This is a genomic window from Parabacteroides sp. Y3-G-102, from assembly GCF_023656845.1.
GTDB classification, from domain to species: Bacteria; Bacteroidota; Bacteroidia; order Bacteroidales; family Tannerellaceae; genus Parabacteroides; species Parabacteroides distasonis.
The window spans coordinates 15,303-38,855 of the sequence record NZ_JAMOKU010000050.1 but is presented as its reverse complement, the minus strand read 5'-3'; the positions used below and the strand labels follow the sequence as shown (position 1 = coordinate 38,855).

The 23,553-nt window shown below is 43.3% G+C and carries 16 protein-coding genes and 1 pseudogene; 8 read left to right on the top strand and 9 right to left on the bottom strand.

Going from position 1 to position 23,553, the window contains the following annotated elements; genetic code table 11:
- Nucleotides 1-381: 381 nt before the first annotated feature.
- Nucleotides 382-1,758 (top strand): MATE family efflux transporter, encoded by a 1,377-nt coding sequence (locus NBH16_RS19470; RefSeq protein ID WP_195601788.1) that lies wholly within the window; start codon nt 382-384, stop codon nt 1,756-1,758.
- Between the two features lie 44 nt (nt 1,759-1,802).
- Here NBH16_RS19470 and NBH16_RS19465 read toward each other — a convergent pair whose 3' ends face one another.
- Together NBH16_RS19465 and NBH16_RS19460 are read right to left on the bottom strand one after the other, a co-directional pair.
- Nucleotides 1,803-3,470, bottom strand: a complete 1,668-nt coding sequence (locus tag NBH16_RS19465) for a RagB/SusD family nutrient uptake outer membrane protein (RefSeq protein ID WP_008773172.1) — start codon at nt 3,468-3,470, stop codon at nt 1,803-1,805.
- 16 nt (nt 3,471-3,486) lie between these two features.
- Nucleotides 3,487-6,501, bottom strand: a pseudogene (locus NBH16_RS19460) (SusC/RagA family TonB-linked outer membrane protein).
- Between the two features lie 213 nt (nt 6,502-6,714).
- Between NBH16_RS19460 and NBH16_RS19455 the strand changes: the two are divergent.
- The 5 genes from NBH16_RS19455 (at nt 6,715) to nadB (ending at nt 15,026) form a co-directional block, all read left to right on the top strand.
- Nucleotides 6,715-7,326 (top strand): RNA polymerase sigma-70 factor, encoded by a 612-nt coding sequence (locus NBH16_RS19455; protein WP_008773174.1) that lies wholly within the window; start codon nt 6,715-6,717, stop codon nt 7,324-7,326.
- Nucleotides 7,327-7,349: 23 nt separating this feature from the next.
- The gene (locus NBH16_RS19450) at nt 7,350-8,351 is read left to right on the top strand and encodes a FecR family protein (protein ID WP_087346919.1); all 1,002 of its coding nucleotides are present in this window, start codon (nt 7,350-7,352) and stop codon (nt 8,349-8,351) included.
- A complete protein-coding gene (locus NBH16_RS19445; RefSeq protein WP_250788983.1) occupies nt 8,348-10,096 on the top strand; it encodes a RagB/SusD family nutrient uptake outer membrane protein in 1,749 nt (582 codons plus the stop codon). Before NBH16_RS19450 ends, NBH16_RS19445 begins: the two co-directional genes overlap by 4 nt.
- Nucleotides 10,097-10,112: 16 nt before the next feature.
- Nucleotides 10,113-13,301, top strand: coding sequence for a SusC/RagA family TonB-linked outer membrane protein (locus NBH16_RS19440; protein WP_250788982.1), 3,189 nt, complete (start codon nt 10,113-10,115; stop codon nt 13,299-13,301).
- Nucleotides 13,302-13,454: 153 nt separating this feature from the next.
- On the top strand, nt 13,455-15,026 hold the full coding sequence (gene nadB / locus NBH16_RS19435) for an L-aspartate oxidase (protein WP_057329610.1): 1,572 nt from the start codon (nt 13,455-13,457) through the stop codon (nt 15,024-15,026).
- Nucleotides 15,027-15,122: 96 nt separating this feature from the next.
- On the opposite strand, the gene rbr is transcribed toward nadB, so the two are convergent.
- Nucleotides 15,123-15,701, bottom strand: coding sequence for a rubrerythrin (gene rbr / locus NBH16_RS19430; RefSeq protein ID WP_008777696.1), 579 nt, complete (start codon nt 15,699-15,701; stop codon nt 15,123-15,125).
- A 289-nt stretch (nt 15,702-15,990) separates the two neighbouring features.
- Here rbr and NBH16_RS19425 point away from each other — a divergent pair, with 289 nt between their 5' ends.
- The gene (locus NBH16_RS19425) at nt 15,991-17,670 is read left to right on the top strand and encodes a SulP family inorganic anion transporter (protein ID WP_005860327.1); all 1,680 of its coding nucleotides are present in this window, start codon (nt 15,991-15,993) and stop codon (nt 17,668-17,670) included.
- A gap of 53 nt (nt 17,671-17,723) precedes the next feature.
- Here NBH16_RS19425 and NBH16_RS19420 read toward each other — a convergent pair whose 3' ends face one another.
- From NBH16_RS19420 to NBH16_RS19405, 4 genes are all read right to left on the bottom strand, one after another.
- A complete protein-coding gene (locus NBH16_RS19420; RefSeq protein WP_250788981.1) occupies nt 17,724-19,169 on the bottom strand; it encodes a PA14 domain-containing metallophosphoesterase in 1,446 nt (481 codons plus the stop codon).
- Between the two features lie 104 nt (nt 19,170-19,273).
- Nucleotides 19,274-19,432, bottom strand: coding sequence for a hypothetical protein (locus NBH16_RS19415; RefSeq protein ID WP_005860331.1), 159 nt, complete (start codon nt 19,430-19,432; stop codon nt 19,274-19,276).
- A 68-nt stretch (nt 19,433-19,500) separates the two neighbouring features.
- Nucleotides 19,501-19,956: a hypothetical protein gene (locus NBH16_RS19410; RefSeq protein ID WP_005860333.1), complete on the bottom strand. Its 456-nt coding sequence runs from the start codon at nt 19,954-19,956 to the stop codon at nt 19,501-19,503.
- A 112-nt stretch (nt 19,957-20,068) separates the two neighbouring features.
- Nucleotides 20,069-20,656 (bottom strand): DUF5025 domain-containing protein, encoded by a 588-nt coding sequence (locus NBH16_RS19405; RefSeq protein WP_005860336.1) that lies wholly within the window; start codon nt 20,654-20,656, stop codon nt 20,069-20,071.
- 228 nt (nt 20,657-20,884) lie between these two features.
- On the opposite strand from NBH16_RS19405, the gene NBH16_RS19400 reads away from it, so the two are divergent.
- Nucleotides 20,885-21,316, top strand: coding sequence for a hypothetical protein (locus tag NBH16_RS19400; protein WP_005860338.1), 432 nt, complete (start codon nt 20,885-20,887; stop codon nt 21,314-21,316).
- Between the two features lie 78 nt (nt 21,317-21,394).
- On the opposite strand, the gene NBH16_RS19395 is transcribed toward NBH16_RS19400, so the two are convergent.
- Nucleotides 21,395-22,975 carry a hypothetical protein gene (locus tag NBH16_RS19395; protein WP_250788980.1) on the bottom strand — a complete coding sequence of 527 codons (1,581 nt, stop codon included), beginning with the start codon at nt 22,973-22,975 and terminating at the stop codon, nt 21,395-21,397.
- Nucleotides 22,976-23,054: 79 nt separating this feature from the next.
- On the bottom strand, nt 23,055-23,408 hold the full coding sequence (locus NBH16_RS19390; RefSeq protein WP_005860342.1) for a DUF3244 domain-containing protein: 354 nt from the start codon (nt 23,406-23,408) through the stop codon (nt 23,055-23,057).
- Nucleotides 23,409-23,553: the final 145 nt, after the last annotated feature.

The following is a 23,553-nucleotide window of genomic DNA, read 5'->3' as shown; positions in this document are numbered from 1 at the left end:
TTGATAATAAGAATGAAGAAGATGCAATTTCTCTTCTTCGCTGTAATGCTCATGTTTTTTGCGCATAATAATTACACATTTTATTGTTATTGAATGTGTCTACCTATATCAGCATAAGACACACTACGACACACGAACCTAAACGATAATTTGGTTTCTTGCGTTTTCTATCAAAACATGGTAGATAAAGAATGATAATTGTAGATATTTTCTATCTACAACCACTATATAAGATGTTTATTTATAAGGCATATAAGAAGGAATTGTAGATGTGGTAGATATTAAGTGTTTTTTATTAACTGGTAATTTATGGAACTCGATTATATAATCCAACAAGTTCTTGTAACTTTGCAGCCATTTTAATTGAAATCCCGATTGAATATGAAGAACAAATACGAGGCTAGGCTAGGTACGGAACGTATGCTACCGCTGGTTTTCAAAATGGCGCTTCCGGCGGTAGCGGCCCAATTTGTCAACCTACTTTACAATATCGTAGATCGTATCTATATCGGGCATATTCCCGAGATCGGGACAAACGCTTTGGCTGGTATAGGGGTGACCACCTCCATCGTGATCTTGATCTCTTCTTTCTCCGCTATCGTGGGAGCGGGCGGTTCGCCGTTAGCGGCTATCGCTCTCGGGCAGGGCGACCGGGAACGGGCCGGAAAAATAGTGGGAAATGGATTTATATTGCTTATCCTATTTACTATATTCACTTCCCTCATCACCTATACCTTCATGGAACCGATCCTGCTTTTTACAGGAGCATCAAAATATACGTTAGGATATGCGGTGGATTATCTCTCTATTTATTTACTGGGCACTCTGTTTGTCGAGATATCCACGGGCTTGAATGCCTTTATCAACGCACAAGGGCGTCCGTCTATCGCTATGTGCTCGGTTTTGATCGGGGCTTTATTGAATATCGTATTAGACCCTATCTTCATTTTCTGGTTGGATATGGGGGTAAAAGGCGCCGCGCTCGCCACGATCCTATCACAAGCTTGCAGTGCCATATGGGTATTGAGCTTCCTTTTCTCAAGACGTGCCTCCTTGCCTTTGGAAAGGCGGTATATGAGACTGGACCGAAGAATCGTACTCTCGATGTTCGCTTTGGGAATTTCTCCGTTCATCATGGCCAGCACGGAGAGTCTGGTAGGTTTCGTCTTGAATAGTAGTTTGAAAAATTTTGGCGATATCTATGTGAGCGCATTGGCTATCTTACAGAGTGCCATGCAATTCGCCAGCGTACCGCTGACCGGTTTCGCCCAAGGATTCGTACCGATCATAAGCTATAATTACGGACATGGAGACAAACAGCGGGTGAAAGATTGTTTTCGTATCGTGCTAATCGTTATGTTCTCTTTCAACTTGATACTCATGCTATTCATGATCTTATTCCCCTCAACCGTAGCCTCCGCTTTTACAAGCGACAAGGAGTTGATCGATACCGTCCGTTGGGTCATGCCCATCTTCTTGGCGGGTATGACGATTTTTGGCTTACAACGAGCTTGCCAGAATATGTTCGTAGCGTTGGGACAAGCTAAGATATCTATCTTTATCGCCTTGCTTCGTAAAGTAATCCTCTTGATTCCTTTGGCATTACTATTACCTCATTTTATGGGGGTAACCGGCGTATACGCGGCAGAAGCCGTATCGGATGCCACGGCCGCTATTTGCTGTACGTTGTTATTTATATGGAAATTCCCGAAGATACTAGGGAAAATCAAGCAAAAAGAAGAAAGGGCTGCCCAATAACGGACAGCCCCCTGATAAAGCCTTAAAGATTAAAATGAATCGTATTAATATCCCGGATTCTGTGTCAAGTTAGGATTCAGGCTAAGGATATCGGCATAGATGGAGAATACCGTTGTATATCCCGTCTTATCCTCTTGATAATCCAGTGAGCTGGCGGAATGTTTCACGCCTACATAACGGTCTACCGTAGCCTCGGTAAACTTACCGAAACGGATCAAATCCTGCCGGCGTACGCCTTCCCACGCTAATTCAAGCATACGCTCGTCTAATAGCGTATCCAGCGTTACGTTTTGTAGCGGTTTGGCGCCTACACGGTTGCGAACTTGGTTCACCTCATCGTCTCCATTCTGTCCCAGACGAATCTTGGCTTCCGCCTTCATCAGCAACGCATCGGCGAAACGGAAGATCACGCAGTCATTTCCATGCAAGTTTCCACCATCCTGAGCATTCTGGTCGAACTCATATTTAGCCATACGAGCTCCGGCGGTCTTCACCAACAAACCATCGGAGGCATCCATATATACCTTCGGGGCGTTCGGCTCATATTTCAAAGGCACTTTCTGTCCGTCCCATTCCGTATAGATCGTCTTTCCATCCGGGCCGGTCACCTCGCCCGTAAAATAAGTAAGCTTACAACGAGGATCCTCATCCGCCGTACCGAACTTAAACACGTTCATCGCCTTCACCGTAGCGCAAGAGCCATTCCATCCGGATTGGCCGTAAGCCGTAGCATGATCATAATGGCGGGTACGTACCACGTTATAGTCCTTAGCGTCCGGATAAGCGACCGGGTCCATAGGAACCGTGAAAATATTCTCAACCGAGGTCTCGTTCGCTACGGCGAAATTCTCCGAGAAGTTTCCCTGCAACTTATAGCCCAAAGCCTCCAACTTATCCACATAGGCGATCGTTGCTTCCCAAGCGTTCATCTCTTTACCGTCAACGGTAAACTTGATGTTCTTTCCATCCGGACGATTGCCGTCCGTCCAATTGTCGTCCGCATAAACCTCCGCGTTCAACGCCAACTTAGCCAAGATCATATAAGCCACCGGCTTGGTAATACGTCCGTAATACTCACCTTTTTGGTTACTGCGGTTATCTGAAAGATAAGGCAACGCCTCCTCCAACTCCGAACGGACAAAGTTAAATACAACGCTACGCTCAGATTGCTTTACCTCAGACATCGGTGTCGTAGAGGAAGTTACCAACGGAACACGAGCGAACAAATCCAACAACTCATAATAGAAAAACGCACGGACCGCACGGACCTCTTCCAGATAAACCTTGAAATATTCCACGTCCGGTTGTTCCTCGGCAAAGGCTTGCAACTTATCAACACTCTGGTTGCATTTTCCGATCTGCTCATACAAGAAATCCCAAGAGTTCTTGGTCAAATCATTCATCGTGCCCCAACGGTGTAAGAAAATATTCTGCCATAAACCGCCATCTTCCCAGTCGCCGATACGGCAAGGAAGCATAGCCTCATCGCTGGAGAAGGTATTCAAGTCATATACATGACGGTCGTTACCCATGATCTTGAACATATTATTGTACAGGCTCGCAACCGTGTTTACATAGACCAACGTAGGGCTTTGGAACGCGGTCTCCTCATCAAACGCGTCTGTAGGACGCTCTTCCAAAAAATTAGAACAGGAAGAAAATGCCGCGGCGGCAGCGGCTATCATAAAGCTATATATAAATTTCTTTTTCATGACTCTTTAAATGGATTTAGAAGTTAACACTCAAACCTAATGAATACGTACGGGATAACGGATAGAAACGTTTGTTATCCATACCTAGGTCATTATTATCTTTATCGACCGTCGTACTGTTAATCATCGGAGACAAGCCGGAGTAACCCGTGATCGTAGCCACGTTGTTCACCGAGAATGTCACACGGATATTCTTCACGTATTTCTCGATCTTCTTGCAATCGATGTTGTAACCCAACGTAATATAATCGATATTCAAATAATTGCCCTTTTCCAACCAATAATCAGAGATCGACTGGTCGTAGATCTTGCTTTCCGGAGCCTTAGCCAACGCGTTGTATGTAGGGAACTGGCTCAAGTTCATATAAGCTAGCGATGTACCGTTGAAGATCTTATGACCGAAAGCGCCGTTCATCTGCGTCATCAAGTCAAAGCGTTTGTAGCGGAAGCTGAAGTTCATTCCCAGATAATATTTCGGCATGGCTTGTCCGGCGATATAACGGTCGCCACCATCATTGGTATCCAAACCCTCTTTTCCATCGATCGTCTGATCCAAGTTGTAGATATAGCGGCCTTCGATAGCGTTTCCATTCTCATCCAAAGCCGGAGTCAAGCCCAAGCAACGAGGAATGTAGAACACTCCGACAGGCTGGCCTACCATCTGATAAACCACACGGTTGTTTCCTACGAAACCGGCACCACTCATACTGGACAGATCCATATATTGTTTCGCCTGCAACTCTTGTCCCATATAAGAACCGCTCAAGGAGTTCAATTTATTCTTCTGGTAAGAGAAATTCACGCCCATGTTGAAATCGAAATCCTTTGTCTTCACGATACCACCGCTTACAGCCAATTCCACGCCGGAGTTGGTCATCTCTCCCAAGTTCGCCAATAATTCCGGATATACGAACGGAGGAACCGGAACCGCATATTTATACAACAGATCCGTAGTCTTGGAAGTATACCAATCGGCGGTCAACGTAAAGCGGCCATCGAGAATACCAGCGTCCACACCCACATCGAATGTCTTTTTCACCTCCCAACGCAAGTCCGGGTTCGAGTTACGTGTAAAGCCATAGGTAGCGGTAGAATTTCCATTGACGGAAGTCACGCCGTTCGGGCTCATCAAAGCCAACGAGTTATAAGCCTCGATAGCATCTTGGTTACCGGTCAGGCCATAACCCGCACGTAGTTTCAACTGGCTCAGCCAATCCACGTCTTTCAAGAAAGCCTCCTCATTCAACACCCAAGCGGCGGAAGCGGAAGGGAAGAAGCCCCATTTATTATTCATACCCAATTTAGAGGAACCGTCCGCACGTAAGTTCACGGTAGCGATAAAACGGTTGTCATACATATAATTGAAACGACCCATGAATGAGGCCAGACGATTCTCGTTTTGGAAAGAAGTCACGTCTCCGTATTTCACCGTACCACCCGCTTTCAGGTTGTTATAACCGAAGTAATCCGTCTCAAAGCCACGGGCACCGGCGCTAAATCCCGTATAATGATATTTTTGTCCCTCTACCAAGGCCAAAGCGTCGATATGATGTTTCTCATTCAAATCCTTATTATAGGATAACTGGATATTACCCATCAAGATATTCTGCTTATTATCCGCACGGTAACCATGAGCGTCGGAAGTTTGCGTAATCGCCTTCAAATCTTTCGGGATATACTTCATGTTCTCCTTCACGTTATACGTATAAGAGCCGAATGCGCTCAGTTTCAACCCGTCCAGAATCGTCCAAGTCAATTTACCGTGTACGTTCACGTAAGCGTTCTTCTCACGATCCTGTATCTCAAGGCGTCCCAGCGGGTTCTGGATCTCGTTTGCGTAGGGATCCTCATCCCATTTGCCATCCTCATTCTTATGCGTAGGGAAGGTTGGGTTGTAAGTGGCGGCCGAATAGAAAGTTTTCTCATAATCGTTCGTATAATCCACTTGTTTCAAGGAACCGAACATACCGAACTCGATTTTCAACTTATTGTTGAACATATTCTGGGAAGCGTCCAGTTTAGCCGTATAATTCTTCATACCGCTATTCTTGATAATACCCTGTTGATCGATCACGCCTACAGAAGCACGATAATTCGAATCGTCGTTACCCGCGCCGAAAGAGATATTATGGTTCTGCGTATAACCCAATTGCTCGATCTCGTCGAAGAAATTCGTATTACCTCCCATATCCAGCGGAGTCATGCCTAACGCCTTCGCCGTAGAGCGGAACTCATCGGCGGATAACATCTTCTAGTTCTTATAAACATTACTGATACCGAAGTTGCCGTTATAACTCAACGTCTTCATACCGTTCTTACCTTTCACCGTAGTCACTACGATTACACCGGCGGCACCACGTGAGCCGTACTGAGCGGTCTCGGAAGCGTCCTTCAAGATCGTGAACGTCTCGATGTCGGCGGGAGCGATCGCGTCCAACATGCTCAAATCTCCGAATACGCCATCGATAATCACCAAGGGATCATTACCACCGGACAAAGAGGTCGTACCACGTACACGGATAGAAGGCTTAGAGGCAGGGTCGCCACCCGTCTTGGAGATTACCACACCGGCAACCTTACCTTTCAAGGATTCCAACGGCGTATTCACCACACCTTGGTTCATATCCTCTTTCTTGATACGCTCTACCGCACCGGAGATCGTACGCTTGCTACCGGTAGCGTAACCTACTACTACCACCTCGTCCAACGCCTCTACATCCTCGTCCAGAATGATATTCAGGTTCTGCTGTCCATTTACCGGGATCTCTTGTGATTTATAACCGATATAAGAGATGGTCAGAGTCCCGTCTTTCGGAGCTGCCAACGTGAAATTTCCGTCCATATCGGAAATCGTACCATTCGTTGTTCCTTTCACAAGGACACTAGCTCCAATAATCGGATCGCCGAATTTAGAGTCTTTCACTACACCTTTTACGGTAATGTCTTGAGCATAACTGCTAAAGGAAAGAAAAAGTCCCAAAAGAAGTAGGAACAGACCTCTTTCCCGCAAAGAGAAGAAATGCTTTTTCATGCTTTACAATTTAAGATTACTAAATTAATTTTATTTATTTCGTTTGCTTGATAAAACAACCAAGAGGGGGAATCCCCCCCTTCTCGGACATAAAATAATCTTACAGGAATAAAGGGCGGGTAAAAGCGGGCCTAGTTGTTATATAATAAATTGATTTGATCATAAAATAGAATACTTTTGTTACATTTGCCTCAATCTTTTATCTAAAGTGGTATGTGTGAGCAATTGTATCTAACGGATGATCGTCTTCTTTTCGATAAGATCAGAGGGGGCAACGCAAAGGCGTTCGAATACGCTTTTCGCAAGTTCTCTCCCCGTTTAGAGGCATTTGCCCAGAAATACACCAACGATACAAACGAGGCGGAGGATATCGTACAGGATGTATTCTTGAAATTATGGGAAAGAAGGGAGTTGCTGGATAACATCTCGCTGACCTCTTTTCTTTTCATGATGGTAAGGAATAGTTGTCTAAACTATTTAAAACACCGTCAGATAGCCGATACGGTACAGCAACGGATACCGGATACCGAGACTGCCGAGCGATTATACGCGGCGGATTTCGTACCCGACCCTTCCTCCTTGCTGATCCAAAAGGAACTGTCCGACTCGATCGATCAGATTATGGAGGAACTACCGCCCAAATGCAAGGAAGCGTTCGTTCTCAGCCGTCTGAATGGCTTGAAAAACCGGGAGATAGCGGAACATATGGCTATTACGGAGAAAGTGGTGGAGAAACACATCACTCGTGCCTTGAAACGATTCCGGGATGGATTAAGGCGTTATGCCTTATTACTGGGAACGCTCCTTAGTCTTTGGAAATGGTAATACAGATTTAGTAAAACAGGAAAATGGAGAATAAACGATTCGAACATATAATTACACGGTATCTGAAAGGCAAGGCGACCCCGGAGGAAGAAGCGGAGTTGCTTCAAGCCATCCATGCCTCCAAGGAATGGGAGGCCGCTTTCCGGAAGCGAACTGCCGAATGGAATCCTTTGGAAGAGACTGAAGCCGATCCGGAAACGGACCGGAAATGGAATCGGATCGCTTCGATCATCACGCCCTCGGAATCTCAGTCGCAGACCGAAGAGGCACCGGTTATTTCTTTGGTCTCAACTTCTTCCCGAAGAATATGGTTCTCGATAGCAGCGGTGGTCTTACTATTGCTTGTATCCGGAGTTACCGTCTATTTCTTGAATCAAGGCGGAAAAGCGGGAACAGGAAATGCCGAATGGCAAACGATTATAGCTGCGCAAGAGGATCGTTCGATCCTTTTACCCGATGGTAGTTCCGTTTATCTGAGAGAGAATTCCGAGCTAAGCTATCCGGAGGTCTTCGCCTCTTCCATACGAGAGGTCAAAATCAAAGGAGAAGCCTTCTTTGAGGTCACTCCCAATAGCGAGCAGCCTTTTATAGTTGATGCTTCCGGCTTATCGGTCAAGGTACTGGGAACCTCTTTCAGCGTACAGACCTCCGATCAAGGAAATGAGATCTCCGTGATCTTGGTAGAAGGAAAGGTGAGCCTGAATAACGCGCATGAGAAAGAATTGGTACAGTTGCATCCGAACCAAAAAGCCGATTATTTCGTGAATGACGAACATTATACGGTAACGGAAGTTGATAGTGAACGGCTTACCTCGTGGAGAAAAGGGATCATCTTTTATGATAACGCTTCCCTAGATGAAATCGTACGCTTGATCGAACAAACCTATAAGGTCTCACTCATGTACACACGTCCGGAAAACGATGATCAACGTTTCTCCGGCGCTTTTCTAAAGACACAAAAATTAGAAACCGTATTACAACAAACCAATAAACTCACGGGTACGAACTTGATTCTTATTCAATGAAGAGATACGCACCACTGCTGTTAACCTTTCTTTTTCTCCCGTTGCTCTTCTCCTGCTTCAATCTGGAAGAAGACCTATACGACCAGCTGGAGAAAGAGGATTATTATGCGGATTATGAATCTCTAATGGCCTCCGTATTCCGTCCTTATGAGCACGCGAAATGGGCGGAGACTAATTTCTCTTTCTGGCTGCAAGAGTTATCGGCGGATCAGCTCGTGATCACCCAAAAACGAGAGCATTGGGAAGACGGGGGCGTATGGCGTATGATCCACCAACATACATGGGACACGTACGAGAAAAACAGCGAGCAAATGTGGAACGCTTGCTACGGTGGTATCGGATATTGTAACAATACGTTGGCGGATATCCAAGAGTTATCATATGATAACTTCGGACTCCCAGAGTCCGACAAGCGGCAGCATATCGCCGAGCTTACCGCTTTACGGGCTTATTTCCAACTTTTACTTCTGGATGCGTTCCGCATCCCTGCGATCTCCCTCACGACAGAGGAAGAGGTTGGTTCAGCTACCCCACAAGAAAATTTCCACTTTATAGAAAAGAGCTTATTAAACGCCATCCCCGATTTACCCAAAGCCCCCTCCAAGAATTACGAGGGACGTATCACCCAAGGAGCGGCGGCCGTATTATTGATGAGGCTCTATTTTAACGCGTCTTGGTACATCAATATACCGATGTGGGAACAGACCGGAGCGCTTTGCGAACGGATTATCAACGGAGAGTTCGGCACTTACTCTCTCACCTCGGAATGGACCGATTTATGGAACGCAGGCAATCAAGATTGTCCGGAACTAATCTGGTCTTATCCCCAGTCCCGGCAAGTAGGGTATGATGATTTTTACTATCTGTTTTTTATGCACTACCAAGCGCCCGAACGATTCGGCTGTGGCAAGGATTTGCCGGCGGCCTATAATGGTTGTCACCTCAGTCCCTCTTACGATCCATCCGGCAAGCCCTACCCTTATACGTTAGGACGCACGTTTTCCAAATTTCCTGATACGGATCTCCGGAAGAAGAACTTCAAGGTACTCTCACAAGGCATTTACGAGGGATTATTCCTCTTCGGAGCCCAACAGATATACAATATCGACCAGCTTCAGTATGGCGCCGAGGAATGGGGAAATTACCCCCTCATTTTCATAGATCAAGTAGCACGTTATTCCGACCATCTATCCGATACGGAAAAGAAAGCGCTCACAGATAAACAATTATCTTCCGATACGCCGTGGATCATACAAGATAAAAGATTCACCTCCCTCGTATCCAATATCAAGACCGGTGAGGAGAATACAGGTATCCGTATCGTGAAATATCCGCTTTATCCATCCGGAGACGTGGGGCTGATGGCGAATAATCTGGTAGTGTTACGGCTAACAGAGGTTTATTATACGCTGGCGGAAGTTTCCTTTCGTCTGGGTAATCCAGCCAAGGCCGAGGCGATCTTGAACCAGATACGCAAACGATACTATGCGCCGGAAGACTGGGAACAAGTACGCTATCCGGAAGATGGCTCCGTCCTTACCGCACAGGAATTATTGGATGAATGGGGACGTGAATTTCTAGCGGAGAAACGAAGACGTACCGATTTAAACCGGTTCGGCCTATTCACGACCGGTATCTGGTGGGATAAGCAACCCTCCGATAGTTATCGCCGGTTCTATCCGATACCTGCCCGGGCGATATCGGCCAATCCCTTATTGAAACGCTCGGAAGGATATATCTATTAACCGTTTAATTCACCCTATGCAAATCAAGATATACATATCATTCTTAATAACGGCTCTGTTCCTTTGCGTCCCGCATACACGGGCCCAAGAGATCGAGGTTCCCATCACCTTGAATGAACATGGGACTCAATTAAGGGATGTATTGCGGAAAATAGAGCAACAATCCCCTTATCTTTTCCTATACAACGAGACTCAGTTAGATATGAAACAGAAAATCAATGAGAAAATAACCTCGCCGGATATCCGTAAAATACTAGACCGGCTATGCGGACCGATCGGGATACGCTATGAGATCATGGACGTACAAATCTTGTTGATGCCTAAGATCGATACAGGGAAGCCCAAGCCCTATCCAGTCCCGGTTACGGGTTATATCACGGATGAGAAAGGGTCTCCCATGGAATTTGTCTCGGTAATCGACCTTCTTTCCGGTAAAGGAGGACTAACGAATGAGGAAGGGTATTTCCGCTTCTTTACGGATAAGGATTCGTGCCGGCTACAAATCTCCCATCTGGCCTATAAACCGGAGCTAAGGACGGTGGGGCCCGATAACCGTCATTTACAGATCCAATTGATACCGGCTGTCTTTAATTTGGACGAGGTGGTAGCGATCGGCTACGGAACCTTGGCACGCAAGGAACTGACATCAGCCGTGGGTTATGTATCCTCGGAACGGTTCTTATCCGGGAAGGTCAACAATCCCATCCAAGGCATCAAAGGATTGATCGCCGGAATGAGTATCTCGGGATCTTCCTTGTCCGATATAAACTCGATACCGGATATACAGATACGGGGCGCCGGGTCTATTTTGGCCGGAAACAATCCGCTAGTCGTGGTAGATGGGGTACCCGGGGTATCCTTGAATAGTTTATCGCTAGCCGAAATCGCCTCCATATCGGTATTAAAAGACGGATCTTCCGCCGCCATTTACGGATCGAACGGGGCTAACGGAGTGATCTTGATAACGACCAAAAGCGGTAAAAGCTCGGATAAGTTGCAGGCCAATTACCAAACCTACCTAGCGGCCGCTCACGAATATAATAGACCTCGTATCCTTTCGCCCGAAGCCTTTGTAGCAGCCGGGAGAGACGCTGATCTAGGGTATCATACGGATTGGCAAGCCGCTTTGATACGCTCCTGCCCCTTGGAACAAAATCATGATTTATCCATTCAAAACGGATGGAAAAGCGGGGCGTTCCGTATCTCCATGAATTACAGGGACGGACAAGGGCTAGACATTGTATCCTCCCGCCGGGAATACGCCTTACGTACCCATATCAGCCAAAACCTCCTCTCCGGCTATCTGGAGCTAACCGTATCGCTCGCTTACAAAAAACAACATTTGCGCCTAGGTAACCATACAGCTTTCCAACAGGCGATGCTAGCCAATCCTACCGCCCCGATCTATACCGATGAGGAGGAGACGGAGTATCTCTATCCTTCCGGTTTCGAGCGGGATAATCCCGTAGCCTCACTAAAAGAGGAAAACCGGCAACAAGAGAACCAGTTTATGACCGGCTCGCTAACCGCACGGATCAACTGGAGCAAACCTTTTTACTCCACCATTATGCTCGCCGAGAACCGGGAAGAGAGTGAGGAAAATGTCTATTGGACCTCACGGGCCAAAGAATCCGTAGACAATAACCGGAAAGGGCGAGCGGATCGTACCTCTTCCAAATATGTAAACCGGACGCTAGACTGGACGAATCATTACGATAAAGCGTGGGACCAGCACACGGTCAAAGCGATGATAGGCTATTCATTCCAACGTTGGGATCATTCGGGAATGAACGCCGGAAATGCCGACTTTCCTACCGACTTCTTCACATGGAACAACATAGGCACCGGTTCTTATCTAACCGATGGAAAAGCAACCTTAAGCTCATTCAAGAATTCCAGCAAGTTGATTAGTGTCTTTGCCCGGTTTAATTATTCCTACCGGGACTTATTGATGCTTTCCGCTTCGTTTCGCAGGGAAGGTTCCAGTAAATTCGGGGCGAATCATAAATGGGGCAACTTCCCTGCCCTTTCGGGTGGTATACGCTTGAGCGAGTTACCCGCCTTCCAAACGGAATGGTTGGACGATCTTAAATTCAGGGTTGGTTACGGGGTATCGGGCCGCCATAATTTCTCCCCTTACCAATCGCTAGAGACGTACGCCGGAGCGGGTAAAGTCATGGTAGATGGCAAATGGATACAAGTATTCGGACCTAGCAATAACCCCAATCCGGATTTACGCTGGGAAAAAAGCCTGCATACCAACATAGGCGCCGAGGCGATCTTATTCAACTCCCGCCTCATGCTCTCCTTGAATCTATTTAAACGTACGACAAAAGATCTCCTGTTTGTCTACAACGCGATCAAGCCTCCCATGATCCATGACAATATCACGACAAACGTAGGTACTATCGACTCCAAGGGATTGGAATGGGAAATGAACTGGCTACCCGTGCGTACCAAGAACTTTCAATATTCGGCAAGCCTCACCGGTAGCCTATTAAGCAGTACGCTGAAAAGCCTTTCCAACAACCAGTTCAAGCTAGGCTATACCTATCTGTATGATCTTCCCACCCCCGGATTACCCGGCCCGGCTATCCGCTTGGAGGAGGGAAAGCCGATCGGTTCCTTTTTCGGTTGGCGCTATGCCGGAACCGACGCCGAGGGCAATATTTTGGTATGGAGCAAAGACGGGAGAAAGATCCCGACTACCGAGCGTACCGAGGAAGACAAGGCTTTTATCGGCAACGGCGTACCGAAAGTGCAGCTCTCCTTCAGCCATACGTTTACTTGGAAGAATTTCGATTTACGGTTGTTTTTCACCTCTTGGCTGGGGTACGACCTGTTGAATCTGAAACAAATGTACTACGGGCTACAAAACGTACCGGTTACCAATCTTTTAGAAGATGCTTATACCCGTAACAACGCCATCAAGGGAGACAAGATCTATTGCGATTATTTTCTTGAGAACGGTAATTTCCTGAAATTAGAAGAATTGACCTTGGGATATAAAATTCCTCTCCCAGACAATAAATGGATTCAATCGTTACGCTGCTATTTCTCGGTAAATAATGTATTTACACTTACCGGATATACCGGAGGCGATCCCGCTAATATCAACGTGAATGGCGTAGAACCCGGTATCGAGACCACTTCCATCTATCCTGTAGCCCGTACCTTCACGCTGGGATTATCCGTCCAATTCTAAGGGCCTCCACTGCAAGCCGGGTTGCAGTAACACAACCCGCAAGGCTCTATCCGGGAAACCTGTAGTCAATATTTATTTTGTACGAAAAGCAAGCGCAAAAGGAACAACCTAATCAGTTAATCCCTAACTTTGTGAGCCTAAACAGTAGAAAACATGGTACAAAGATTCGATTACTTAGTGATAGGCTCGGGAATCGCCGGTATGAGTTTCGCTCTGAAAGTAGCCAATGAAGGCAAGAGCGTAGCACTTATCTGTAAAGCCGGACAAGAAGAAGCCAACACATATTTCGCGCAAGGAGGTATCGCTTCCGTAACCAACTTGAAAGTAGATAATTTCGAGAAGCACATAGAAGACACGATGATCGCCGGCGACTGGATCAGCGACCGGGCGGCCGTGGAGAAAGTCGTGCGCGAGGCCCCTGCCCAGATCGAGGCGCTTATCCGATGGGGAGTTAATTTCGATAAGAAAGAAAGCGGAGAATTCGATCTGCATAAAGAAGGAGGACACTCCGAGTTTCGTATCCTGCACCATGCCGACAATACGGGAGCCGAGATACAGACGAGCTTGATAGAAACGGTAAACAACCATCCCAACATCACCGTATTCACGAACCATTATGCGGTAGAGATTATCACCCAGCACCATATGGGCATTATCGTCACCCGCCATACCCCCGGTATCAAATGTTTCGGTGCCTATGTATTGAACGAGGATACGGGCGAGGTACATACTTTCTTGTCAAAGATAACCGTTATGGCGACAGGCGGTTGCGAGGCCGTTTACCGGAATACGACAAACCCGCTGGTAGCTACCGGAGACGGTATCGCCATGGTTTATCGCGCGAAAGGCTCCGTAAAAGATATGGAGTTTATCCAGTTCCACCCGACCGCCTTGTATCATCCGGGCGACCGTCCCTCTTTCCTCATCACCGAGGCGATGCGCGGATATGGAGCTGTATTGAGAAACCTTGGCGGCGAGGAGTTCATGCATAAATATGATCCCCGTCTTTCCTTGGCTCCCCGTGATATCGTAGCCCGTGCGATCGATAGCGAGATGAAACAACGGGGTGAAGACCATGTCTATTTGGACGTGACGCACAAAGATCCGGAAGAGACGAAGAAACATTTCCCCAATATCTATAAGAAATGCCTCAGCTTAGGGATCGATATCACGAAAGATTACATCCCGGTAGCCCCTGCGGCCCATTATTTATGTGGAGGTATCAAGGTAGACTTAAACGGGCAATCCAGCATCCGTCGCCTATATGCGATCGGAGAATGTTCTTGTACCGGCCTGCACGGTGGTAACCGCTTAGCTTCAAACTCATTGATCGAGGCAGTTGTATATGCCGACGCCGCGGCAAAACACTCATTAAGCGTCATGGATCGCTATGAGTTTAACCAAGATGTACCGGAATGGAACGATGAGGGAACGATCACCAATGAAGAGCGTGTATTGATCACTCAAAGCATGAAAGAGGTAAACCAGATCATGGAAGCGTATGTAGGTATCGTTCGTAGTAACACACGTTTGATCCGTGCGTGGAACCGTCTGGATATTTTATATGAGGAGACAGAGAGCCTTTTCAAACGTTGTAAGGCATCCCGTGAATTATGTGAGTTGCGTAATATGATCAATGTAGGTTATTTGATCACTCGTCAAGCGATGGAACGGAAAGAGAGCCGGGGATTACATTATACGATTGATTACCCACCGATTAAATAATTGAGAATTGAAAATTGAGAATTGAAAATTGAGAATTGAAAATTGAGAATTACTAACTATGTTAATTCTCAATTTTCAATTCTCAACTTTTAATTATCAATAGTTCTGTTTCATCGGTTCGAAATAAGCTTGCGGATGAGCGCATGCCGGACAGTTAACCGGAGCTTTCTTGCCCTCGAATACGAAACCACAGTTGCGACATTGCCACAAGATAGCCTCAGCTTTCTCAAATACCGTACCTGTTTCTACATTATTCAATAACTTACGGTAACGATTCTCATGCTCTGCCTCTACCTTAGCGATCATCTTGAAAGCTACAGCGATAGCGGGGAAACCTTCTTCCTCTGCGATCTTAGCGAACTCAGGATACAATTCAGCCCACTCCTCATTCTCACCAGCTGCCGCGGCGGCCAAGTTCTCAGCGGTTGTTCCGATTACGCCTGCAGGATAAGAAGCGGTAATCTCAACCATTCCACCTTCCAAGAATTTAAAGAAACGTTTAGCGTGTTCCTTCTCTTGCTCGGCTGTTTCCATGAAAACACCTGCGATTTGCTCGTAACCTTCTTTCTTGGCTACGCTAGCGAAAAATGTGTAACGACTTCTTGCCTGAGATTCTCCGGCGAATGATTTCAATAAATTCTGCTCGGTACGTGTACCTTTAATACTTTTTTCCATAATGCTAATTTTATGTAGTAAATTAATGAGTCTGTTTTGTATATCGTTTTTCTCATGACCGATCAAAAGTAAGAATTTGTTTCCAGATATCGATTACGCAAACATTAAATAATATCTATCTCTCAATAGATATCACTTATTTATCAAGGAAAAACTTCTCCTCCTTTATACAATGAAACAACAAATCCTCCTAAATTGTTTACACAAAATCGGAATGCGTCTTTAGATTTTTTGCATCTTCTTTATTTTATTAACTTTGCATCCTCAAATCAAACAGGCAAGAAGAAAAATGAAGAACAAATTTGATTTTCAGCCCAAACTCTTTACGGCGCTGAGAAATTATTCCAAAGAGAGATTCATGACGGATCTCATGGCGGGTATAATTGTCGGCATAGTTGCCCTACCACTCGCCATCGCTTTTGGTATCGCCTCCGGGGTAAGTCCGGAGAAAGGGTTGATCACGGCTATTATCGGTGGATTCATTGTCTCCCTTTTAGGAGGCTGCAACGTACAGATCGGCGGACCTACCGGAGCGTTTATCGTGATCGTTTATGGCATTATACAGAACTTCGGCATCGAAGGGCTTGCCATCGCTACCGTCATAGCGGGTATTATTCTGGTATTGATGGGCGTGTTGAAGCTCGGTACCGTGATTAAGTTTATCCCCTACCCAATTGTCGTAGGTTTCACGAGTGGTATCGCTATCACTATCTTCACGACACAAATGAAAGACTTATTTGGATTGACTATGGATAAAGTCCCCGCCGATTTCATCTCTAAATGGATCGCATATTTCGGGGCGTTCGATACGGTTAACCCTTGGGCATTCGTTATCGGTATCATTAGTATCCTGATCATTACGTTAAGCCCGAGGCTAACGAAGAAAATTCCGGGTTCCTTGATCGCTATCGTCATCATGACGATCGTTGTTTACATTATGCGTAATCATTTGGGTATTACAGGTATCGAGACGATTGGAGACCGGTTTACTATTAACGCTTCCTTGCCAGCCCCGGCTCCGATCACGTTTAATATGGAAACTATCAACTTATTGCTTCCCTCTGCCTTTACGATCGCTATCCTTGGGGCTATCGAGTCTTTATTATCCGCTACGGTAGCGGATGGTGTGACAGGCGACAAGCATAATTCGAATACGGAACTAATCGCCCAAGGCGCGGCGAATATCATCGTTCCTATTTTTGGCGGTATTCCCGTGACCGGCGCCATCGCCCGCACAATGACCAATATAAATAATGGTGGACGAACTCCGGTTGCCGGTATTATTCACGCCATCGTATTATTATTGATCTTGCTTTTCCTCGGGCCGCTTACCAAACACATTCCAATGGCTTGTCTGGCTGGCGTATTGATCATCGTATCTTATAATATGAGTGAGTGGCGTACGTTCCGTTCCTTGATGAAAAACCCGAAAAGCGACGTATCCGTCTTGTTGGTGACTTTCTTCCTGACGGTTATCTTTGATCTTACGATCGCTATCGAGATCGGTCTTTTGATCGCCATGTTATTCTTTATGCGCCGTGTGGCCGAGACCACGCATGTATCCGTCACCACGGATGAGATCGATCTTTCCGACGAGGGCGAGATTCATCATGACGAGGAAGTCCTCTCCCTGCCTAAAGGTGTAGAGGTATACGAGATCGATGGTCCGTTCTTTTTCGGCGTAGCGAATAAGTTCGACGGCATCATGAAAAGTATGGGAGATAAACCGAAAGTCCGCATCATCCGTATGCGTAAGGTTTCGTTCATAGATTCTACCGGTCTGCATAACTTGGAAAGTCTTTTCCGTCTTTCCGAGGCAGAGCATATCCATATGATACTTTCCGGGGTCAATGAACATGTACACCGTGTATTGACAAAATCCGGATTCGATAAGAAGATTGGCGCAGAAAATATTTGCAGTAATATCAATGAGGCAGTAGAGAAAGCGAAAGCTGCCGTACAAGACTAAGATACTATCAGACAGTGGGAGACGCAGCATGCTGCGTCTCTACAACTGGATATTTATTCCGGTAAATAATACCAGTCCTCTGGTAAGACAGCTTCCTTTATTTTACGGCAGGAAACCCCGACCTCCAAGGCCTCGCCCATATAATCCTCGAAATACAAAACACGTAATTCGTGGAAACCAGCGTCTAACGCTACCTTTCCTTTCGCTATACGAGCATTATGAGAGCCATCATTATCAACAATAGCTTTACCGTCTATAAATAGTTTGGAACCATCATCCGAATACGTATAAAAGCGATATACACCTTTTTCAGGGATATTTATCAACGTACGGAACTCATAAGCGAAATGATCCTTGGCCGGAGCCTCCTGAATAGAGATATTTTTCATCGTACCCTCTTTCACTTTTGTCCCGGAAGCGATCTGATCCGTATGTTTAAATTTACCTTCATAATAGGTATAAGCTACCCCGTGCTTTTTAGATTTTACCGTTTTGGCGGGTAAGAATTCCATCGTTTCCTCATCCTTAGAGGTCAGGCCAGATGGATAATAATACGTATATTCCTTTCCGGACGGGGTACGAATCCATGAATCAAACTCAAACTTGCCTTCACGCAATTCAATGATACGGCCACCCCGCTCGAAATCTCCATAAGCGTCCCATCCGGATACACGCCCGAAAGCTAGCCCCACATTATATAACATTCCTATATAATCGTTATCATGATCGTGCCCGGCGAAAGTAGCCATCACATCCTTCATTTCCACCAAGGAAGCGAAGAAGCCCGTGTTGATCTTGGGAGAGGCGATTCCCTCTTCTTTCTGTCCTAATGTAGTCTCCGCCCCAACGATCTCATTATATTCCAGCAGAGGAATATGAAAAAAAGCCAAGGCTGGCAACGGTTTGCCGCCATTTTCCTTGGTATAGCGCATACTTTGCTCACGATACCAATGGATCTGGTCGAAATGAATCCAATCATACGTGCCATAATCCTTCAGCGTAGGATAATCGTTGGAGTCGATACAATACAATAAGGCCGCCGGTTTCTTTCCGTCCGAACTGTAGACCGGTACCACATAGTTTCCGGCTCCATGGATATCACCCGGTCCCTTCTCGCCCATAAAATAAGGTGATTTACTAAGCATGGCATAAATCTCGTCCTTGGGGACGATCTCCGCATCATGATTTCCCATCATGACCGTAAACGGTATCTTGGCCTCCTCAAAGATCCCGATCACTGACTTCCATCCTTCCAAACCGGGGCTTGCTGTCACCACGTCGCCCGTCAGCATTGCCACATCCGGATTCTCCGCCTTTAATACGGATTGTATCGTAGCGACTGTCTTAGCGCATTTAGATGATTTCTGATCCCAATGAATGTCTGTAAATTGGACGATCTTGAATTTCCCATCCTTGAAAGCAAGCCGTTTTTGTGCGAATAAGCTCATCGGAACGCAAAAGCACAACAAGGCTATCGCTAATAAAAAAGTCTTTTTCATGTTCTTCGATTTAGTAATTGGGGGCTAAGTTATAAAAAAAAGAGAGCGATGTATAAAAACAGGCTCTCTTCTTTATGTTAAATGCCACAATGAAACCCTTGCTGTCAAACAAAAGCTATATACATATCCGCAAGCCGGGTTTTCCTGTCAAAATGCGGGATCTCTTTTACTATTTTCTCACAATCCTCAAGGCTCATTCCTCCTTTAGGTTCCCCCCAGTACCAAAGTTTAGGGGTATTCTGTTTTTTACTTGTTGACTCCATAATTCTCGTTGTTTTTATCGTAAGACAGGAAACGCTCAAATACCCCTATCCTCAAAATATATAAAAGATTAAAATAATGTGAATTTATATCCAACCGACAACCCCAATTTCAAATCCCGGTCATTGACACAATTCTGGAAATAGTTCACTCCCACATAAAATCTTTTTACCTCTATACCGGCCGCCGCCGTAGCTCCCAGATTCCAATATTCACCACTACCGGTGTAAGCACCCGCATTTAATCGGAGATTCACTTTATCGCTCAACGGAATATGAAAAGAAGCATACACGGGTACAAAAAAATCAATATTCCAATCATCTCCATATGAAAACGAATTCCCTGCGGTATGCAGCAACAATCCCGTTTGTATAGAAAACAACCGTGATTGCGGAAAGTTTATATACGCCCCGGTTTGAAGTCCCCATCCATCTCCTCCTAATATACCGGTACGAGCCTCTATATCAGTTGCCTGCGATCGGCCAAAAAATAAAAGCAATATCAACAGAACAAATAACTTCTTCATTACTTACAAGGTATTAAAATTAATATTTAGACTGAATAAAAGTTCGACATATCATGATATAGAACTCCCATTCAATCTAAATATTGCTTCTATATCATTATTCGGCTCCAAGTTAGTGTATTCCGAATATAGCGTCTTTTATGACGATCGAATCTTCCGAATTCTCTATATTATATAAAATACCTTCCATCTTCCCTTCAATATAAGGGGTACCACTTCCCTCATGAAAACGAATACTATCCACTTGTATCCGAAATGAAGATTTCAGTGGATGATACACTATTTTAGCGTCATCTTTCGTGATCCTAACAGTAGATTCTATCTCTTCATTCAATAATTTACCCTTATCGATCAGATATTCTCCTTCTCTCAATGGAATCAATGAGATCCTCAGCATAGGATAAGGATAGTCAGAGATATGCACTCCTAATGGTATCTCCCAATAGAAACCGCTTAAATCGGTATTTACCTCCTGCCAAAAATTTCCATGATCAATGAAAGAATGAGAGTTCGACTGATTAGCTATAGAAATATCTTGACTATTCACCTTTCCTTCAAAGTACCCCAAATAGTAAGGAGTTTCTTCAAAAGAAGTATCCTCATCCTTGTCACAAGAAACAAATGAGAATAGTAAAAGAATGAATAAAGAAAAGATGAAACCTGCCATCATTCCTTTTTTAGCTTCATCCCAGTAAAGCATAGAGATATTCCGTTTTTCAGTTGTTGATTCCATAATGACTATTGTTTTCTTATAAGACAGGAAACCATCAAATACCCCTATCCTCAATGTATATAAAAGATCACAATAAAGTAAACCGTATTTTATTATTTCTATTTTACACAAAAAGACATTAATTATATTTTTACATATAGCCTATTACAATATATTCACTACATTTGAAATATTAATCAACATAAAATATAAGCCATGCAAAAATCATCATTTAATAAACTTAGCATTTTACTATTTATTATAGTAATTCTATCTTCTTGTAATAAAGATAATGGCATAGAAGAGATTAGTGAATCATATATTGAAATAAAAGTGCTTAGAATTAGCAAAGATAACACAAAAACACCTATTTATAATGCAATAGCATACATTTATTATGATATAGCACCTATTGATCTCGCAAATTACACAGATAAAGGGAATGGTATATACTCTAATGGTAAAAATACAATTATACCTAATCAAGTAAAAAGAACAAATATAGATGGCTATCTAGAAATAAAACCAGAAGAAACTATTCATTCTATTACAGTTTTCATCCATGACACTAATAGTAATATGATTTCTCACTCATATTGGTCAAACCGTCAAAATCAAATAAAAGAAACTATTACATTTTATTACTAATTATATTTAAGATATGAAGTAAATAGTTATTTATAAACTATTTACTTCATATTTAGCTTATTCATATAAGCATATCCATTAATACATTTTCAAAGGAGCCAACTCTATTTTATAATAACCATTATAATATTTACTATTTAATGGAATTGAATATGCCGTATCTCTACGTCCTGCATATTCAATCCAATCACCAGAAAGAACAACAGGATCATAAAAATTAACAATAACATCCCCCAATTCATCATTACCCAATGTAAATGTTTTTTCAAATGTAGTCGTAATTGTCTTTTTCGCACTTGCACCAAATTTCAATCCTACTTTTTCAAAAACTCCTTTTACAGGATTAAGTTCAAAATTTCCTGCAAATTCAGCAGTAGTTTGGCTAAGCGTCCTTTGAGTTTCTGTACCATCAATTTCTTCTATAGAAATTTTTATTACACAACTAAAATTTTCTATATTCCATTCAAATAGAGGTAAATCAAGAGGAACAACTAGGCATTCTTTTACACCATCAACTTTAGAATTACCTCCTCCTATATCTTTGTAAGATACTCTAAATAGATCTTCTGGTTTTACGCCAAAAGAAAAAGTTTGTTCTGTCCCTATAGGACTTTTTGTTCCAACATATACTTTAACTAAAAAATCAAATTTACCATCAGTCCAAGGAGTAGCTTTATAAGATTGCCTAGGATTAAATATTTGATCATAATCTAACTGTGCATCTCCTGTTTGATCTGATATCTTTTGGAAAGCTATATTTGGATCCCCTTTCATTTGGAAAGAATATAGTGTTTCTTTATAATCATAAACAAATACACCTTTATCTGAACCTGGAACCATATCATAATATATATAGTCCCTATGCCATCCATCCTTATTTTTATAAATATTATATGCATCAACTGATTTTTGTAATCTATCTTTCATACTTTTATTTACATTTCGAGATCTTAAAATGTTTTTTTGTTTCATATTATTAAAAGATTCTCCAAGAAAAGAATAAGTTATTCCCGATTTAGAAGAAAAAGTAAAATTAGTACTACTAAAATTACTTCTAGACAAATTACTATATTCATTCGCTACGATTCTTTCATTATCCTTTAATACAACAATAGGATACATAGGAATGAGATCTGATTTTATAATTTTTTCTTCCCCATCCTTATCATATATAGGAACATCGTTACTGATACAAGTTCTAACAGCAACAACTGGTATTTCTTTATCAGTATTCCAAAGAGCAGCAGAGAACGAATTCTTAGGTAATTCTGGAACAAAAATTGTTAGAGTAGGAAACTTTTCATTAATAGATAATAATTTATCCATTTCAATATATTTCCCTATATACTGTTCAAATGTAATATTATCTTCCAGCATCTCATCTTTTACTAATTGATAAAGAACATCATAATCATTATCAATCATTTTTAAAGCCTCGTTTTTAATCAAATTTCTAGCCATTAGGCTTTCATTAAAAACTTTTGATAATACTTTAGCAAAATCTTTTTTCAAAACTAAGTCTTTATTCATTAGAAGAGAATCATGAATAGAAATTTCTATATTATTTGTAGATAATATATCATTTCTTTCCATCACTAAATCATCATTACAAGATGATATAAAAACTAAGCAAATAAATAATAAATACACCTTTTTCATAATACTACTTTTTAAAAGGTAAAACAATAGAAAATTACATTTTTACTCCTATATCATTTACAAATACAAAAGTTTAAATTTAAAAATCCCCAAATACATGATTATAATCATTCATTATATGTAATACTCCTTTTTCTTGATCTCTTACTTTTAGAGGTATTACTAAATATGGCATAGTACTCGTTTGTACCTTTTCATTATAGATCACTTCTCCCGTAGAACTAGTGACGATAACACATACATCACCAAGATCCTCGTGAAAGTTTACTATCAGTTCTCTATTAGCCTCCTCAATCGATGCATCCATTGGCAAACCTATTGGAATGGATTTTTTCTTATGTTCCCATTTACCATGTAGATCTATAGGCTTACCCCAGCATGGCATAGCCCATAATAAAGCTATTGCCGCTAATAACAATTTAAGCTGTCTCATTTCGTTTTTATTTTTTCAACGTAAAGATCAAGCCTATAGAAGAAACAAGCAAATATAACGCTAAATAATAAGCGACAAACGAAATTCATAATCAACTAATATTTAATTGATTATAAATCAACTAGCAGGACAAAGGGTAAAGCCA

Bases quoted from the DNA above. Each gene is read 5' to 3' on its own strand.
- NBH16_RS19470 (WP_195601788.1), top strand. From the start codon at position 382: ATGAAGAACAAATACGAGGCTAGGCTAGGTACGGAACGTATGCTACCG.
- NBH16_RS19465 (WP_008773172.1), bottom strand. From the start codon at position 3,470: ATGAAAAAGAAATTTATATATAGCTTTATGATAGCCGCTGCCGCCGCG.
- NBH16_RS19455 (WP_008773174.1), top strand. From the start codon at position 6,715: ATGTGTGAGCAATTGTATCTAACGGATGATCGTCTTCTTTTCGATAAG.
- NBH16_RS19450 (WP_087346919.1), top strand. From the start codon at position 7,350: ATGGAGAATAAACGATTCGAACATATAATTACACGGTATCTGAAAGGC.
- NBH16_RS19445 (WP_250788983.1), top strand. From the start codon at position 8,348: ATGAAGAGATACGCACCACTGCTGTTAACCTTTCTTTTTCTCCCGTTG.
- NBH16_RS19440 (WP_250788982.1), top strand. From the start codon at position 10,113: ATGCAAATCAAGATATACATATCATTCTTAATAACGGCTCTGTTCCTT.
- nadB (WP_057329610.1), top strand. From the start codon at position 13,455: ATGGTACAAAGATTCGATTACTTAGTGATAGGCTCGGGAATCGCCGGT.
- rbr (WP_008777696.1), bottom strand. From the start codon at position 15,701: ATGGAAAAAAGTATTAAAGGTACACGTACCGAGCAGAATTTATTGAAA.
- NBH16_RS19425 (WP_005860327.1), top strand. From the start codon at position 15,991: ATGAAGAACAAATTTGATTTTCAGCCCAAACTCTTTACGGCGCTGAGA.
- NBH16_RS19420 (WP_250788981.1), bottom strand. From the start codon at position 19,169: ATGAAAAAGACTTTTTTATTAGCGATAGCCTTGTTGTGCTTTTGCGTT.
- NBH16_RS19415 (WP_005860331.1), bottom strand. From the start codon at position 19,432: ATGGAGTCAACAAGTAAAAAACAGAATACCCCTAAACTTTGGTACTGG.
- NBH16_RS19410 (WP_005860333.1), bottom strand. From the start codon at position 19,956: ATGAAGAAGTTATTTGTTCTGTTGATATTGCTTTTATTTTTTGGCCGA.
- NBH16_RS19405 (WP_005860336.1), bottom strand. From the start codon at position 20,656: ATGCTTTACTGGGATGAAGCTAAAAAAGGAATGATGGCAGGTTTCATC.
- NBH16_RS19400 (WP_005860338.1), top strand. From the start codon at position 20,885: ATGCAAAAATCATCATTTAATAAACTTAGCATTTTACTATTTATTATA.
- NBH16_RS19395 (WP_250788980.1), bottom strand. From the start codon at position 22,975: ATGAAAAAGGTGTATTTATTATTTATTTGCTTAGTTTTTATATCATCT.
- NBH16_RS19390 (WP_005860342.1), bottom strand. From the start codon at position 23,408: ATGAGACAGCTTAAATTGTTATTAGCGGCAATAGCTTTATTATGGGCT.